12 protein-coding genes are annotated in these 15,357 nt (G+C 28.1%); 4 read left to right on the top strand and 8 right to left on the bottom strand.

The window, feature by feature from the left end; genetic code table 11:
* Positions 1–265 precede the first annotated feature (265 nt).
* From BLV79_RS10910 to BLV79_RS10885, 6 genes are all read right to left on the bottom strand, one after another.
* Complete coding sequence (locus tag BLV79_RS10910; protein WP_074718916.1) at positions 266–913, bottom strand: type II secretion system F family protein; 648 nt, start codon at positions 911–913, stop codon at positions 266–268.
* The gene (locus BLV79_RS10905; RefSeq protein WP_074718914.1) at positions 914–2,110 is read right to left on the bottom strand and encodes a TadA family conjugal transfer-associated ATPase; all 1,197 of its coding nucleotides are present in this window, start codon (positions 2,108–2,110) and stop codon (positions 914–916) included.
* 2 nt (positions 2,111–2,112) lie between these two features.
* Positions 2,113–3,177, bottom strand: coding sequence for a hypothetical protein (locus BLV79_RS10900; protein ID WP_074718912.1), 1,065 nt, complete (start codon positions 3,175–3,177; stop codon positions 2,113–2,115).
* A gap of 138 nt (positions 3,178–3,315) precedes the next feature.
* A complete protein-coding gene (locus BLV79_RS10895; RefSeq protein WP_074718910.1) occupies positions 3,316–3,843 on the bottom strand; it encodes a prepilin peptidase in 528 nt (175 codons plus the stop codon).
* 249 nt (positions 3,844–4,092) lie between these two features.
* Positions 4,093–4,566 (bottom strand): flagellar export chaperone FliS, encoded by a 474-nt coding sequence (locus BLV79_RS10890; protein WP_074718908.1) that lies wholly within the window; start codon positions 4,564–4,566, stop codon positions 4,093–4,095.
* Positions 4,567–4,584: 18 nt separating this feature from the next.
* On the bottom strand, positions 4,585–6,036 hold the full coding sequence (locus tag BLV79_RS10885) for a flagellin N-terminal helical domain-containing protein (protein ID WP_074718906.1): 1,452 nt from the start codon (positions 6,034–6,036) through the stop codon (positions 4,585–4,587).
* A gap of 262 nt (positions 6,037–6,298) precedes the next feature.
* Between BLV79_RS10885 and BLV79_RS10880 the strand changes: the two genes are divergently transcribed.
* Positions 6,299–6,508 (top strand): DUF1858 domain-containing protein, encoded by a 210-nt coding sequence (locus BLV79_RS10880; RefSeq protein ID WP_074718904.1) that lies wholly within the window; start codon positions 6,299–6,301, stop codon positions 6,506–6,508.
* A 113-nt stretch (positions 6,509–6,621) separates the two neighbouring features.
* Here the strand turns inward: BLV79_RS10880 and BLV79_RS10875 are convergent, their stop codons facing one another.
* Entirely contained in the window at positions 6,622–7,533 is a 912-nt protein-coding gene (locus BLV79_RS10875) for an adaptor protein MecA (protein ID WP_074718902.1), read from the bottom strand.
* A gap of 340 nt (positions 7,534–7,873) precedes the next feature.
* Here BLV79_RS10875 and BLV79_RS10870 point away from each other — a divergent pair, with 340 nt between their 5' ends.
* The 3 genes from BLV79_RS10870 to BLV79_RS10860 all read left to right on the top strand — a co-directional run bounded on the left by BLV79_RS10870 (position 7,874) and on the right by BLV79_RS10860 (position 12,055).
* Positions 7,874–9,400, top strand: a complete 1,527-nt coding sequence (locus BLV79_RS10870; protein ID WP_074718900.1) for a protein kinase domain-containing protein — start codon at positions 7,874–7,876, stop codon at positions 9,398–9,400.
* Between the two features lie 128 nt (positions 9,401–9,528).
* Positions 9,529–9,984: a hypothetical protein gene (locus BLV79_RS10865; RefSeq protein WP_143470258.1), complete on the top strand. Its 456-nt coding sequence runs from the start codon at positions 9,529–9,531 to the stop codon at positions 9,982–9,984.
* A 346-nt stretch (positions 9,985–10,330) separates the two neighbouring features.
* Positions 10,331–12,055 (top strand): glycosyl hydrolase family 18 protein, encoded by a 1,725-nt coding sequence (locus BLV79_RS10860; RefSeq protein ID WP_074718896.1) that lies wholly within the window; start codon positions 10,331–10,333, stop codon positions 12,053–12,055.
* A 137-nt stretch (positions 12,056–12,192) separates the two neighbouring features.
* On the opposite strand, the gene BLV79_RS10855 is transcribed toward BLV79_RS10860, so the two are convergent.
* Positions 12,193–15,333, bottom strand: coding sequence for a DUF6240 domain-containing protein (locus BLV79_RS10855; RefSeq protein ID WP_074718894.1), 3,141 nt, complete (start codon positions 15,331–15,333; stop codon positions 12,193–12,195).
* Positions 15,334–15,357: the final 24 nt, after the last annotated feature.

The following is a 15,357-nucleotide window of genomic DNA, read 5'->3' as shown; positions in this document are numbered from 1 at the left end:
AACTTCTCCATCATATCTGGAGCGAACCTGCTCCATGTATTTAAGAACAAGTTTATAATCTGATGGTATTGTCTGCTTATATTCAACCTTATCTGTTTCGTAACTGTAACAACAAAGTGTGTACTGTTCCTTATGGACATCCATCCCAACATAAACTATACTATTCATATGTGACCTCCTATTGTATGCGGTAATCCCTGTTACCTGATATTGTTTTTTTCAATTAATATCTTACAGGTAAATCCACGAATCTACAATTGTGAGGTCACTTCATATTGTCTCCTGAAGTAATCCTTAAATAAGCTATAATAAAAAGCGGTACAATACTCATTATGTTTTGTTCATATTTTTTTGCAGCTATAAGCACATTTATTTCGTTTGAAACATCTACACTTTCTCGAATGTGGTATACGGTTTTTTCAATAATTCTCACGAAATCTCCGCTACCTCTTTTTGCATAATAAAATACCTCCGCAAAATTTTCTATTTCTTCAACTCCACTTCTCTTAGCAAATTCATCTAGTAATTGTTCTAAAGGTATATTTAATTCTATAGATTTATTGATTTGAACTAATTCTTTATACATTACAGAATTTTTAGAATGAAACTCTTTTATCTCAATTTCAGCTTCTTTAAATGCATTTTCTATTGAATAACCTGATAAAATCGAAGTACATACACTTTGCATAGCATCTACAAATTCATTCTCTAATAACTTTTTTCTATTTGTTTTTCCTTCTTCAATAAATTTTATTTTTAAAATTTTATAAACAACTATAAATGACAGTAAAGCTACTGGTGAATTGTAAAAGAGAAAAGCTATTAAAACTGTAATTAACAAGCTTAATCCTAATAATTTTATTTTTTCCTTTTTGGATAATTCATACCTATTATAGTCAATTTGGGAATTCATTTATTCAACTCCTGACATACGTAATTTTTCAGTATTAATTAAATTGTTACACTTAACTAATTTATTTTCTTTGTTAATCTCATATAATTTATTCAGTTCTATTTCACCATTTTTTATACCTGTTATTTCAGATATTTCTAAAACTTTACGACTTTTATCTCTGCTTCGTCCTAAATGAACTATAACTTCTATTCCTGATGCAATTTGAGAACGAATCGCAGCTAGAGGAAGTTCCATCCCCATAAGAACCATTGTTTCTATTCTAAATAGAATATCTCTACATGAATTAGCATGTCCTGTTGACAAACTTCCATCATGTCCTGTGTTCATTGCTTGGAGCATATCTAAAGTTTCCTCTCCTCTACACTCACCAACAATAATTCTATCTGGTCTCATTCTTAGTGCTGATTTTATCAGGTCTCTTATCGTTATTGGTGTCACACCGTCAACATTTGCGTTTCGTGTTTCTAATCTAACGATATTTTCAACTCCTTGAATTTGTAATTCTGCAGAATCTTCTATGGTAATTATTCTCTCATCAAAATTTATAAATTGCGATAATGCATTTAAAAAAGTGGTTTTACCTGAGCTTGTTCCTCCTGAAATAAAAATATTATATCGAGCTTTTACCAATTTTTTCAAAAACTCAGATGCTTCTACAGTTATACTTTCTTTTTCAATTAAATCATCCATTTCTAGCGGCTTACTTGGAAATTTTCTAATAGATATAGTTGATCCGTTTAATGAAATTGGAGAAAGTACTATATTAACACGAGAGCCATTCGGCAATCTAGTATCTACAATCGGATTTGCCTCATTTACAACTCTATTATGTTTACCAACAATCTGTTGTATAACATCTTGTAATTTTTCTTCTGAACTAAAGACTATATTTGATTTTTTTATTATTCCAGATTCTTCATAAAAAACACTTTCCGGCCCATTAATCATAATTTCACTTACTTTAGGATTATCTATCAGATCCTGTATAACATCAAATTTTCTAAGTGAATTAAAAATATTTTTTTCAAGTTCTATTCTTTCTTGAATATTTATTATTTTACCTTTTAGATTGTTTACAGTTTCTTCTCCGATGATACATCTGATCTCTTCATCATCAACTTCTCGAGTATAATCAAGTTTTTTTAGAACATCTGCTCTGATTTTTTCATAAATTTGTGAATCAAGTTTTTCCATTGCTAAAACACCATAGTCTTTCTTAATAAATCACCAAATTCACTCCATTTCCAAGCCTCTACAATCTTATCTATATCTAACATTTTATTTTTGGGTTGAATCAATGGAATTTCACATACTAAATCATTTTCATCAAATCTTGATTCTTTATAAAAATCTTCTAATCTGTTGTTTGAAATAAATGAATCCTCTTTTAGAATAAATAGTTTTCTACACCCCTTTAATATTTCATAGAAATTTGCACATCTTGTACCAAAGTTTACTATTATATATTCGTAATCTAATTCATTCGATAAAACATTCATTAATTTTTTCCACATATCATGTGTTAAATCAGCTATTACAGAAGAATCTTTTGCAGGGTTAACTATATCAAAATTCTCAAAATGACTAAGACTATTATTTAGTCTTTTGCTTGAGATTTTTCCTGATTCAGACATCACCAACAAATCTTCTAGCCCCATTACCCCCTCTCTCTTGCCCAGACTTTCTAAATATATTTTTAAGCCACTGTTTTCTTGCATATCAATTAATAACACTTTTTTATTAGATATAGTTTCTCCCGAAAGGTATTCTGCAGTGAAAAAAGAAAATGGAAGTTGGAATTGTGAATTAGCTAAAGAATAAATTCCAACAATTTTTTTGCTGCTATTATCGAATTCATTGCCTTCTAATTGAATATCTTCATCGCAGATATCATAATAAATATTTTCAATTATTTTTTCAACATCTTCAAACATATCTACAATTTTTACATATTTAGGCGTGTTTTTTTCTTTGATTTCATTTTTATCCATTTCTTTTATTTCAGCATAATTTTCGAATGCCACTAAATTTATTTGCCTTTCTTTTAAAAGTTTTTCTAAATCTTCTATTTTTTTATTGCTCTTTTCAAATAGTAAAACGTCAATTCTATTCGATTTTTCTTTAAAAAAATCATTTATTTTACATATATCACTAAAAACGTATGATTCAATTCTTTCATGAAGATTTTTCATAACATAATTATTAAGTCGCCTAATATACTCACTATTATCTACTAAAAATCCAACTTTTATTTTTTTCATGCATTAATTCCTTCCTTAAAATTTGTTTAATCTCATTTTCTTTATACTTTTTTTATTCTAATCAATAATTCTTGTCTATTTTGCATTTTTCTTTCTACTAAATATAATTTTAATTATTTTTACTCGGCTCATATTTTTTTATATCAGATTTATATTTATGAATGTACTTGCGATTGTCGCTAATAAAATAGGAATTGAAAAGTGAATTATGTTTTCTTTTTTTGTTTTATCAATATCAATTCGATCTACTCTACCTTCTAAAATATCTCTTATAATAAGATTTATTTTTAAGTAAATTTCATTTATCCGTTTTTCATTTAGAATTTTTACAATTGAAATAATTGCTCCAATCAAGAATGACTGTATGATTATATTTATAAAACTTACTTCATCAACAAAAAAAGCGCATACTATAAATAGTTTTACATCTCCTGCACCAATCGCTTTTATCAAATAACAAAAAATCAAAACTAATATACAAATTACTTTACTTATAATTTCGTTCTTAGTGGTGAATTTTAATTTCAGAAAAATATTTAACACGATTCCAAGAAATAAACCAACTATTATTGTTATATTCTTTATTTTATAAAATTTGATATCCTGGAAAACTGCTAAAATTAGAACTATTAGAAGTATAAGAATTGAGGTATTTAGATTATTCATTTTTATCACCTCATTTGATTCGAAAGTATATCAATTTTTTCCCACTTTGTCTATACCATTTTGTATTTTTTTTTATTTTTGTTGAAAGCATACACTTTATTTAAGAAATATTATTTCTAATTTGTGAAAAACAAATTAAATCGCCAAGAGCTTTCTACACCCTTGACGATCAATTCTTTATTTTATGATTTTTAATTTTTTATTTTTTATTATACTTTTTACAAAATACTCCCAATACCATCTTATGTATTATGCCAAAAAGCCTCTATTTGTATCATTTGAATACGTCTCGTTTAAATTATCCTTTGAATAAGTTATCCCTGCGTAAACACTTTGTACGTTATCCATCATCTTTTCTGAATCATCACTTTGAGCAGCAACTTTAAAACTTTCATAAAGTCTATTCATCAAACTTTTTGCCTCTACGATACTATCTGTACTATTTTTATAAATACATTCTGATAAGCATCGATTGCAGAAAAGATAAATCTCATTAAGATTATTCGATAACTCATACTCGAAATTCAATGCGCCTCTCAACTCTTCTATTGCTTTTTGAGCCCATTCAATATTCTTTTTAAATTCTTCATAATCTCCTTTTACATGAGATTCTTTTGCATCATCCATGTAAGTAAATACAATCTCATAATTAATTAATGTCAACTCACTCTTATTACACTGACTCAATCGTCTTGTAAATTCCTGAATTTTTTCTTGTGTCATAACTTATCTTCTCCTATCTTATTTTGTTAACAATGCTAAAATCTGTTGTGGCATATCATTTGCCTGTGACAAAACAGAAATTGTTGCCTGATTTAGTATATTTTGCTCGGTATAACGTGTCATTTCTTCTGCCATATCTGTATCCATCAATGTTGAATAAGCGCCTGTCATATTTAATTCCAATTCAGATAAACTATTAGCCGCATAATTTAATCTATTCTGCGCAGCTCCAATTCCTGAACGTATTTTAGAAACTGCTGCAATCGCATCATCTAAAATTGAAATTCCTCTTCCTCCGCCATTTGTCGTTGAAACATCTATTTTTTCTATATACAATGCTTCAGACGAAACTCTAGGAATTCTTACATCAATTTCCTGATATTGGTTAGCTCCTACCTGCATCGTAACATCACCAATATCTGTAACCTCTAATGTTTGTTCACCTGCAGTTGCAAGTTTATCTGCTTGTATGCAATTTAAAAAATCAATACTAAATCCATTAATATCAGTAATTTGAACTCTATTTCCACTTGTATAGGCTGTTGCATTTCCTGAAAAACCATCATCTGATGCGTGCAAATTAATTCCAACATCCTTACCACCATACTGATTATAATTTGCGATATCATCAGTTTTAAATCCCACAACACCATCTTCTAATTGCACAAAATCACCCGAATTAGCAAATAACTTATCTGCTAATGCTTGAGACGAACATCTGATATCTAATTGATAATCACTACCATATTCAATAGCTTCTAACTTATTTACGCCATTGTCTTTACTGAATTTTGCTTCACCTATTTCTGCACCTTGTCTTATTTTTTCAAAAACTTCTTTATTAGTCATATCAGCTTTTAACTCAATATTTCTTCCATTAATATTCAGATTGCCATCTACTCCAAATGCATCATCACTGTTGAAATCTATTGAATTAACATCTATATGTGCTTTTTCTGCTGCACTTATAATTTCATATTTGTAAAAACCCGCCTTTACATCATCCGATATCAAGATTCTATCAGCATTATCAGCATAAGACCTTATATCCTGACTTCCATCTAATAAATTTTTCCCATTATATTGAGTATCTGACGCAATTCTATCTACTTCTTTTTTTAACTTATCAATTTCACTCTGTGCTGCCAATTTATCTTCATATACATTTGAATCACTTGCAGCTTGTACACACAGCTCTCTCATTCTCTGTAGAACCGCGATAACTTCGCCTAATGCTCCATCTGCAACCTGCATTACAGATATTCCTGATGAAGTATTATCTCTTGCTTGAGATACACCCTTAGTTTGAGATGTCATCCTAAATGAAATTGCAAGTCCTGCTGGATTATCTCCTGGTTTATTAATTTTATATCCTGTTGATAAACGCTCTGTAGATGCTGCCAAATTTTGTTCGATTTTTTTAAGCTGATTATTTGTAATAACAGCTGATAAATTATGATTAATTCTCATCTATATCATTTCTCCTATTTCTGCCAACTGGCGAGTCCGCTTCCATGCAGTTAATAACTGACTATCCTTGTCAGCGAGGTACTACTATTAGAAATATTTGGAAATTTTTTTCAAAATATTTCTAGTAGATTTATCGACCTTGAAATTTTTTTTCTTATACGTAGTTAATTAAAAAAATATAAAGAATGTTCAAATAGTTTGCTTTTATTTTTAAAGCATATTATAATGTTCTAGACTAGGATTAATTAAGGAGGAAAGCACTATGGCTAAAGTAACAAAAGAAACTATGATCGGTGAACTTTTAAATATTGATCAAAACATTACACCAATGCTTTTAGGAATTGGTATGCACTGTCTTGGATGTCCTTCATCTCAGATGGAAACTATTGAAGAAGCTGCAATGGTTCACGGTATTGATCCAGACGATTTAGTTGCTGACATTAATGACTTTTTAGAGCACGATTTAGCTTAATCAATTTTGAAACTTTGTGTTTTTTATTTCATATAAAATTCACTTTCATTAAAAAAAGCTGTGAAAAAATTGTTTTTTCACAGCTTTTTTCTTTACTTTTTTATTTTTCGTATTTATACAAACTCAGCTAAAACTTCTATTGCATTTTTTTCGACTATTGTTTTGGCATGTTCTCTCAAATATGCCTCTGCTGTTTTTGAATAAATTTTTAATTTGCCATATTCTGAGATGACATTACAAATCTTGTTATACTCTTTTGGTGTATATCCGTTTTTATGGAAAACCAAATAGTATTTTCCTGTATTAATATTCTTGTATAAACTATTTTCTCCATTATAAAACTCTTTTAAAACCTTACTAAGTCTCATAACAATGTCCAGCTCGTTAAACTCATACATTCTTACCAAATCAACAAGCTTATCTGACTCTTTATCCTTGTAGTTTTCAATGTCAATCACCTTATTTTCAGTATTTTCTAAATCGTCCTTCTTATCGAAAAAGACTTGGTCTAACACTTCTGATAATTTGTCATAATCTGACTTATAGTCCTCAGAAGACTCATCATCTTCTTCAAACATGTCATCATCTAAATTAATCTCTTTTATATTAATTTCTTCATCTTTTTTCTCATCTTTTTCTTCATCATGCATTTTTTTAAAAATATCTAGTATATCATCTACGCCTTGCGACTTAGCTTCCATCTTTTCAGCTGCACCAAAGACATCAAAATCTTCGATTTCTGTAAACTTAGAAAAACGTGTATCTAACTCTTCTGGATACTCAACTTTTGTTATCATAAGTATGATATTCCCGCCTGAAAGTGGAACAGCTTCAACCATAAGAGGTATACCATTATTCGCTTCAAAGCCAAACTCACTATTCGCCTGTTGCATCATATCCCTAAATAAATCTCTCGCTTTCTCAGTCCCATATGCTAATTCGCTTAACTTAATTTGTCTATTTTCTAAATCTTCTTTTGTTAATGTACAACGAATCTGATTCTCATTTACTCTTTCGATTTTCACTTTTACCCTTCCTTTTTGTCAAATACAAATAGTTGATGTATAAATTATTAATATTATAATAAAGCCCTATTTTTATGTAAAGGTTTTACACAATTAATTTTTTTAATCTCCATTTTGTATGTTTATTATATTATTTCTACACTGTCCATTATACCCATTTTATAACTAATATTACAATGTTTTTTAAAAATATTGTTTGTTTTCCATGTAATATAGCTATTATTCATTTCTTTTTTGAGCATAATTTATAAAAATAATATTTTTATACTTTTTTTATTGCAATTTATTTTTTTTCATGATATAAAATTAGCTATGTTGCGTTCGCAGGAAGGAATCAAAAATGAATAATCAAAATTCTAAAAACATATCTATTTTTAAATCTAAGACGTTTAAATCTAGTTACATAACCAATAAATATGAAATAATTAAACAACTTGGTAATGGCTCAAATAGCTTTGTATTTCTCGCAAAACATAAAACATTAGATTCTATGCGAGCTATAAAGGTCATTTCTAAAGATATTTCAAATTATGATACTATTGTTTCTGAAGCATTATTACTTAAATCATTAAATCACAAAGGCATCCCACTTATTTATGATGTTGAAGAAGATAATGATAATTTTTACCTTATTCAGGAATACGTCTCTGGTACAACATTAGGAGAATATCTATCTTACAACAAACATATTAGTTTAAAACTTTTTATCAGTCTATGTAAAAATTTGTCTGAAATATATAGTTTTTTACACAACTCCTTTAATACTCCTATTTTCTATCAGGATTTAAAACCTGAACACATATTTCTTCAAGATGATTACTTTAAGTTAATTGATTTTGGAAGTTCTAATTATTCTATTAATGATGTCGATATAAATGCATCTTCCTATAAAGAAAATTCTGCTAGTGAATCTTTCTCTAGTGAATCTTTCTCTAGCAAAACTTCCTCTATGAATGTTAATTCTATGATTAATGGTAATTTATATTTTTCAGCTCCAGAAGTAATTAGAGGCGAACAAATAACGATAAAATCAGATATTTATACCTTAGCCAAATTGATAAATTATGTTATGGAATATGTTGATGAACGATTATCTAATGATTTCCTAACTGCTTTATATAAAGCTCTTTCTTCAGATCCAAATTGTCGTTTTGAAACGGTCGACAGTTTTATGCGTGAATTATTAAAAAATCCACACGAATCTGCGTCTTGCTCTATTTCGCAACCATATAAAAAAATTGCAGTTTTTGGTACTTCGCATGGATGTGGAAGTACACATTTTTCAATAGCTTTATCTACTTTTTTAAATAGTCAACATTTTCCCTCTGTTTACATGGAAAAAAATGACTCAAATCACTTAATAGGTTTTCAAAAGCAAAATCCCTTAGTGACAGAAGTAGATGGATATCTTAAATATAAAAACTTTAATGGTCTGCCAAACTATGGTGAGGGAATACTTATTAATAAATTAGATTCTAAAATACAAATTCACGATTATGGTGTATTAAATAATTTCAATTTTTCAAACGGTATAAATTCCGATAAATATGATTTAATTTTTTTGATAATTCCATCATCACAATGGCTTTTTGACTCATGTTTTTCTTCTATTGAAAAATACTTAAACTACTTTCCAGACAAAAACATTGCTATTATAGCTAATCTATCTAATTTTTCAAGCAATAGTAAGCACCTGATTGCAATATCAAAACATTTTAACTTACCTGTATATAAGTTTTCTTATGACGAAAATCCATTTATTTACTCAAAAGAAAAAGAAAAATTTTTTTCACAGGTTTTAAATCTCGAAAGGAGGAAAAGAAGATTTTTAGGTTTTATAAACAAAAGCAAAGGGCTACTACAATAGCCATCACTGGAAGTGAACATAATGTTGGTTGTACACACTTTTCATTAGCTTTATCTAATTATTTGGCTAATAAATGCAAATATAAAGTTGCTTATTTAGAATTAAACTCAGCAAACAGAATCTCGTTTTTGAATAATAAAAAATTTATTACAGACCATTTTAAGCACTTAAATATTGATTTTTATCCAAATGTTATTTATCGTGATTTAATCAATATTCTTTCACATAAATATGATTTTTTTATAATAGACATGGGTGTTTTGAACCAAAATTCGTTAGCAGAATTTTTACGCCAAGATGCTCGTTTTATCATTGGATATAGCAATAGAATTAAAGCTCCAACATACAATAATTATATTAATTTCATTCTATCGCCTTATGATATAAAGGATAACAATAAAAATAAAATTTTAAAAAACACTAATACAACTCTTTTATCAAATTTAGGGCTTTCAGATGATATAAAAACTTTTTCAAAACAATATCATTGTTCTTTAAATTCTATTCCTTTTTTCTTTAATCCGTTTCATCTTACTTCCGCTGAATGGAACTTTTTCCAAGATATGACAAAACACATTTTATAGCGAGGATTATAATTTTATACCACAAAATTTTATTAAAAACAAAAGGTGCTCAATACCTTCTTGGTAATTCTACTTTAGTGGTTTTTTTATTAATTAATGGTCATTCTTTTGCCGGAATGATCATTTTTTATTTTCATTTATAACTCAGATATCAATAAAACATTTTTTATAGATTATGATTTTACTAATATTTATTGTACCTACGTTTTTTCCAATATAATTCCTTCATACATTTAAAAACTACCGTTAAATTCATCTCTATAGTGATTAATATTTAATATATAAGTTAATAATTAACATATTATATGATATAATTAAAAAAAACGAAAAAGGGTGGATAACAAAAATGAAAAAAACAATTTCAAAATTACTAATTCCATGTGCCATTGTTTTTTTACTTATATGTATAATCATGGGAATTTTTCTATATAAACATTTTTCTCCAAACAAGGCTCATGCTGATATTAGTAAAACATACGGAATAATCACAGATGAACAAGTTGCGATTCTTTTGGACAATAATTTCGAAAGTTCACAAGGCACTTTAATAAATGGCTCGGTATATTTAGATTACAAATTTATTCACAAAAATCTAAATTCTAGATTATATTGGGATTCAAACGAAAACAAATTATTATACACAACTGCCAAAGATCTCATAATGGTTTCTCCAGATTCATCTAATTATATGGTTAATCGCACAAATATGAATTTTGGTAAAAAAATAGTAGTAACTTCAGGAAATAATTGCTATGTAAATGTGGATTTTATAAATAAATATTCTAATTTTACATATAAATACTATAAAAACCCATCTAGAATAGTATTAACAACAAAATTTAGCAATGTTGATTTTTGTTTAAGTGAAAAAAACACACAAATAAGAGTTTTAGGTGGAATAAAGAGTCCTATTATGAAGGATTTAAAATCTGGTGACAAACTTAGACTTATTAAACAATATGATAACTGGTCAAAAGTAATGTCCGAAGATGGAATCATTGGATATGTAAAAAATAACGCTATCTCTGATGTTACAAAAAAAGACATTAAAAACAATTTTAAAAAAGAAAACTTTACACACAAACGTTTTAATACAACTATAAATATGGCATGGCATCAGGTAACATCACCCGCTGCTAATTCCAATATTTCAAGTGTTTTAGCATCAACTAAAAAAGTAAATGTTATCTCTCCAACCTGGTTTTCACTTAACGATAATAACGGTAATTTAAAGAGCATCGCAAGTATGGATTATGTAAATTTCTGTCATCAACAAAATGTTCAGGTTTGGGGCTTATTTAGTAATTTAGTTAACACAAAAGTAGATACTTCGTATGTATTAACACACACAAGCACTCGCCAAAATTTAGTCAATCAAATTATATCGCAAGCAATTCAATATAATCTTGATGGCGTTAATATTGATTTTGAATCATTAAATGGACGAAAAATCGGTGATAGTTATATCCAGTTTATTCGTGAGTTATCTTTAAAATGTAAGGATAATCATTTATTCTTATCTGTCGATAACTACACACCTTCAGGTTACACTAATTTTTACAATAGAAAAGAACAGGCCAACTTTGCCGACTACATTTGTATAATGGCTTACGATGAACATACAACAACATCTGAATCTGCAGGTTCTACAGCCTCATATTCTTGGGTAAAAAATGGAATAGAAAACACACTTAAAGAAGTTCCTGCTAATCAGGTTATTATGGGTGTTCCATTCTACTCTAGATTATGGTTTAAGCCTTTATCTAACGTAGAAGATGAGTCCTCAAATGACGGCTATAAAGTAAAAACTACTCTTGGACTTGTTGGAATGCAAAAATTAATCACTGATTCAAAAGCAACCAAAAAATGGCTTAAAGATGAAGGTCAATATTATATTGAATACAAAGACAATACAAATCTATATAAACTTTGGATTGAAGACAATAAATCCATTCAAATGAAATTAAAATTGGCTAAAGATAAGAAATTAGCTGGAGCTTCATTTTGGAAGTTAGGTTTTGAAGACATGTCTACTTGGGACACTATCTCAAAAACCATGTTTTCAAAATAGAGAATATTTAAAAAATAAGTTTATAATATTTTTAATTACATATATAAACCCTCTCTAGAATTCTTGACCATTCTTTGGTCGTTGGAACATTTACTCTAGAGAGGGTTTATTATTTATCCTACTTTAAATCTTTCACATTACACATCCGAAAAAGCTTTAACAAAAATCTCTGCAACTTTATACAACAATTTTGTTTGTGGTTTTGATTCTTCTTCATTTGCTTTCCAATCATAACTACTTTTTTCTTGACCATTATCAAATTTATTTAAATCAATATGCTCTGAAAAAGCAATTTCTAAATCCATATTATTCATATCAAACGGTAATTCTTTTACTATTTCTTCTTTTTTTTCTTTCAAGTTATCTACTATTTCATTGCTATCTGAGGCAATTATTCCTGCTATAGAATTATCTTGCACTCTAAAACTTCCAGCAATTTTCACATTTGAATTAGACTTAAACAATAGATTTATCAATCCTTTTTTTTCAGATGTTCTAACAATTCTTAGTTTTATTCCCGATATTCCATCTGAAGTTTCGACAGGAATAACATAAGCTTCATCCCTACTTTGTTTTGCCATTATTTTCAAAGATGATGCCATCACCCTATATGTTTTCAACTCTTTTGAGGTAATAATCTTTTTTTCAACAATCATGTTATCGAGAGCATGTTCTGCTAAATCTGCTAATTCTTCTTGTGCATCTGCCATCTCTTTTGGTTCCTTTATTGACTCACCAAATCTTCGAATCAACTCTTCTTTCATTTTCTGAATTTTTTCAATATTCGATATATCATTGTTAAATAGCATATCTAAAACTCTATCCGGTTGTCTTAAACTTTTAGCACCAAGTAAATTAATCAAATTGCAAGGCATATCATATTTCTCAAGCATTTCTAAAACTTCATTTTTAGTATTAAGGACTCTAACAAAATCTTCTTTTACTTCCTCAAAATACTCATTCTCTAGTTTTATATTATCACTTAAATGAGCTTCATTTTCTTTTGTAATTTCATTTTTCAGTTCATCTAAAGACATATCTTGCCAATTTTTTATGATTTTTTCACTCAACTTATTCGAACTTAAATATTCATCAACAATATTATTTATTTTAATTCTAACAAGTTCAGCTTTATTGGCATTTATCACTATTCCTTTTTCTATTTGTTTATCAATAGCATTCTCCATTTTAGAATCAATTCCATTGAATTCATCATCAATTTCATAATCCATGTCTAATTTGTTTTTACTTCTTAGTGCTGTCAAAAGATTTCTCATTGTTACTTTTTGATTTTGTTTCAATATCATTCCAACAACACTTCCATCTGTCTTTTCAACCTGAGAAATTAATCTGTAAATGCCAATATATGACTCTCTATCTTCTTTTGATATTTCTTTATTATTTTCTAATTTCCACAAATATTCACTAAATTTTTCGTCTTCACTAGGTCCTATTTCTTCAGCAATTGTAGAAACTATTCGATTTAATTCATTAACTGGTAAATCAAGTGGATTTATACCTCTTTTTATTATCTCTATTGTCACGTTTGGAGTTAATTCTTTAAAAGTATTTTGGATTATTTCATCAATATTTCTTACTCGTTCAATGTTTTTTGTAGTTATTTCTTCTGAATTATAGCCGAGAATTCTTACTGCCCTCATATTCTCTTCATTTAATTCTAAGCCTAATTCTTCTAACAAATAATCTGCATTTGCAAAAGCTTTTTTTATTGAATCTCCTAATTCAGCCATTGGATGCGTACTTACTTTTTCATAATTTTCATATGCAGCTTTAAAATCAACATACTTTTTATCAGCTACTTCATTAATTTCATTAATTGTTGATACACTATCTATTTTTCCTAAAACTGCTGCAGGTTGATTCTTTAATTCTTCAATTGCAAAATTTGTTGCTTCATACTTGTTTATTTTTTCAATCGATACATTCTCTTCCTTAAAAACTGAATCATAATACTCTTGCTCAAGTTTTTTCAATTCTACCAAAACTTCTTCTAATGGTTTCGTATCTATCGATATTCCTTTTTTTAAAAGCTTATAATTTGCATCAACTGTCATCATTAATCTAACTTCTTCTAGTTGTCTTTTCGCTGTTAAAAATTTATAATTGTTTTCTATATCTTCTTTTTTGTTATAAATTTTAGAGTTTTCATTAGATTCATCTAATCTTTTTTTAATTGACTCTGATAAATTAGAAATTGTAACATCTTTGTTGCTTTCAATAACGTACTCTAAATCCTCATCTTCTACAGAATTTATAACTTCATAATCTATTTTTGCTTTATCAGAATACGAATAACCTGCTAAAATATATGCATTTTCTGGAGTCCTTCCATCCCTTATTGATGATGTAATTCTATCAATAATTTGATCATCTTCTATTTTTTTCAAATTCGACAAAGCATTATAATATTCTAAATTTTCTTTTGTAAGATTTACATTATTCGCTATCAAAACCTGACTATTATTTACATTTTCTTCCGTAACTTTATATCCATTTTTTTTCAAAAACGTATTAATCTGATTTTCTAAATCATTAATGTTAGAACGTTGCATTGAATTCAAATTATCTGTCATATTAGGTTTAATTCCTGCTCCACTTTGCGCTACACAAATATTTGAAATTGTTGGCTCTAATTCATTTTTTATGATATAAGAAATTGTAGATTCTTTTAAATCATATATACCACTTGCTTTTTCATATGCATCAAGTGCTTTCTCCATAACATCTTCGCTTATTGGTAAATCTTTTTCTTGCAAACTTCTTTCTATCTGTTTTGCAATCGCTGTATTTCCTGTTATTTTTTTCAACTCTTCTGAAGACAATGATGAACCATAAATCTTTTCAATATCAACTCCTGCTTTTGCAAGAGTAGCTTTTATCTTATCTGTAACACTTACAATTGTTGAAATATCTGTATCATTTATTGAATATCCATTTTTTTCTAGTTCTTTTAAATCTTCAGATGAAACTGTGTTCGCGATAACAGCTAATTCGTTTGCCGTCTTACCGATTGGCGAATTAATATCCTTTATAATATTTTTGGCAAGCGAATCATCATTTTCGACACCTAAACCAGGCTTAACGTATGTAAACCTGTCTATTTCATCGTTTAATGATAAATCACTTGCCTTATATTCAAAGTTTTTGAAAAATGTTTTTGAAGGATTATGTTTTGAATTAGAAACAAATCCCTCTATTCCATCTTTATTTTTTTCTAAATCATTTTTTTCAATATAATTTGTAATATCTATTTTCATGGTGACACCTCGCTCGTCAATTGT

The organism is Lachnobacterium bovis DSM 14045 (genome assembly GCF_900107245.1).
Taxonomy (GTDB): Bacteria; Bacillota; Clostridia; order Lachnospirales; family Lachnospiraceae; genus Roseburia; species Roseburia bovis.
Note: the sequence above shows the minus strand (reverse complement) of the source record. Positions and strands in the feature narration are given on the sequence as shown.

Excerpts from the sequence above, each read along its gene's own strand:
- BLV79_RS10910 (WP_074718916.1), bottom strand. The coding sequence starts at position 913 with ATGAATTCCCAAATTGACTATAATAGGTATGAATTATCCAAAAAGGAA.
- BLV79_RS10905 (WP_074718914.1), bottom strand. The coding sequence starts at position 2,110 with ATGGAAAAACTTGATTCACAAATTTATGAAAAAATCAGAGCAGATGTT.
- BLV79_RS10900 (WP_074718912.1), bottom strand. The coding sequence starts at position 3,177 with ATGAAAAAAATAAAAGTTGGATTTTTAGTAGATAATAGTGAGTATATT.
- BLV79_RS10895 (WP_074718910.1), bottom strand. The coding sequence starts at position 3,843 with ATGAATAATCTAAATACCTCAATTCTTATACTTCTAATAGTTCTAATT.
- BLV79_RS10890 (WP_074718908.1), bottom strand. The coding sequence starts at position 4,566 with ATGACACAAGAAAAAATTCAGGAATTTACAAGACGATTGAGTCAGTGT.
- BLV79_RS10885 (WP_074718906.1), bottom strand. The coding sequence starts at position 6,036 with ATGAGAATTAATCATAATTTATCAGCTGTTATTACAAATAATCAGCTT.
- BLV79_RS10880 (WP_074718904.1), top strand. The coding sequence starts at position 6,299 with ATGGCTAAAGTAACAAAAGAAACTATGATCGGTGAACTTTTAAATATT.
- BLV79_RS10870 (WP_074718900.1), top strand. The coding sequence starts at position 7,874 with ATGAATAATCAAAATTCTAAAAACATATCTATTTTTAAATCTAAGACG.
- BLV79_RS10860 (WP_074718896.1), top strand. The coding sequence starts at position 10,331 with ATGAAAAAAACAATTTCAAAATTACTAATTCCATGTGCCATTGTTTTT.
- BLV79_RS10855 (WP_074718894.1), bottom strand. The coding sequence starts at position 15,333 with ATGAAAATAGATATTACAAATTATATTGAAAAAAATGATTTAGAAAAA.